1 protein-coding gene is annotated in these 1,360 nt (G+C 39.5%); it reads left to right on the top strand.

Going from position 1 to position 1,360, the window contains the following annotated elements; translation table 11 throughout:
• Positions 1-1,360: efflux RND transporter permease subunit (locus tag CBG25_RS16015; RefSeq protein ID WP_290607881.1), on the top strand; the 1,360-nt coding region annotated here is incomplete at both ends.

Genomic DNA, 1,360 nt, shown 5'->3' with positions numbered 1-1,360 from the left:
TTCCCGAGGAAGATCAAGGGGTACTTTTGACTATGGTTCAGCTACCACCTGGTTCAACCCAGGAACAAACAGTCGCAGTGCTTCATGATATTGACCAATATTGTCGCACCAAAGAAAAAGCGAATGTTAAATCTGTCTTTACCGTAAGTGGCTTTGGCTTCGCAGGACAGAGACAAAACATGGGGCTTGCTTTCGTCGTACTACAAGATTGGAAAGAACGTCATAGTGCTGAAAGCCATGTTTCTAAAATTATTAATCGTGCCAATCTTGCCTTTTCAAAAATACAAGAAGCTATCATCTTCTCTTTCAATATCCCTGCTATACCTGAACTAGGTACTGCCAGTGGTTTTGATTATGAACTTGTTGATCAAGGTAATTTAGGCCATGAAAAATTAATGGCTGCTCGTAATCAACTACTAGGGCTTATCGCTCAACATCCTGATATATTGCAAAATGTCCGTCCTAACGGGCAAGATGATACTTCTCAATATCGTTTTTATATTGATCAACAGAAAGCGGAAGCATCAGGTGTTTCTATCAATGATATTAACGCAACGTTAAGTACCATGTTTGGCGGCATCTATGTAAATGACTTTATTGATCGTGAACGCGTTAAAAAAGTTTATGTACAAGCCAATGCCCCATTCCGGATGTTGCCCGCTGATATTGAAAAACTTTATGTCCGCAATAATCAAGGAAAAATGGTACCTTTTTCTGCATTGATTGATCATAGCAAAGATCCATGGCTATATGGTTCACCACGTCTGGAACGCTATAATGGTTTACCTGCAATGGAAATCCAAGGTTCTGCGGCACCAGGGAAAAGTACCGGTGATGCCATGCTATTAATGGAGCAACTTACTGAAAAATTACCTGAAAGTATTGGTTATGAATGGACCGGTATGTCTTATCAAGAACGTCTTTCTGGCAATCAAGCACCTGCTTTATATGTAATTTCTCTTATTGTCGTCTTTCTCTGTTTAGCCGCTTTATATGAAAGTTGCTCAATTCCTTTTTCTGTTATGCTAGTTGTACCATTAGGAGTTATTGGGGCATTACTCTTCACTTCAATTCGGGGATTAGAAAATGACGTTTACTTTAAGGTAGGTTTATTAACAACTATTGATCTATCTGCCAAAAATGCCATTTTAATTGTTGAGTTTGCTAAAGACTTAATGGAAAAAGAAGGAAAAGGATTGATTGAAGCGACGCTAGATTCTGTCAGAATGCGTTTACGACCTATTTTAATGACATCATTAGCATTCATGCTTGGCGTTTTACCGCTCGTTATTAGTAACGGTGCAGGTTCAGGCGCGCAAAACTCTGTAGGTACCGGTGTACTTGGAGGAATGATTGCAGC

The organism is Arsenophonus sp. ENCA (assembly GCF_002287155.1).
GTDB lineage: Bacteria > Pseudomonadota > Gammaproteobacteria > Enterobacterales > Enterobacteriaceae > Arsenophonus > Arsenophonus nilaparvatae.
Note: the sequence above shows the minus strand (reverse complement) of the source record. Positions and strands in the feature narration are given on the sequence as shown.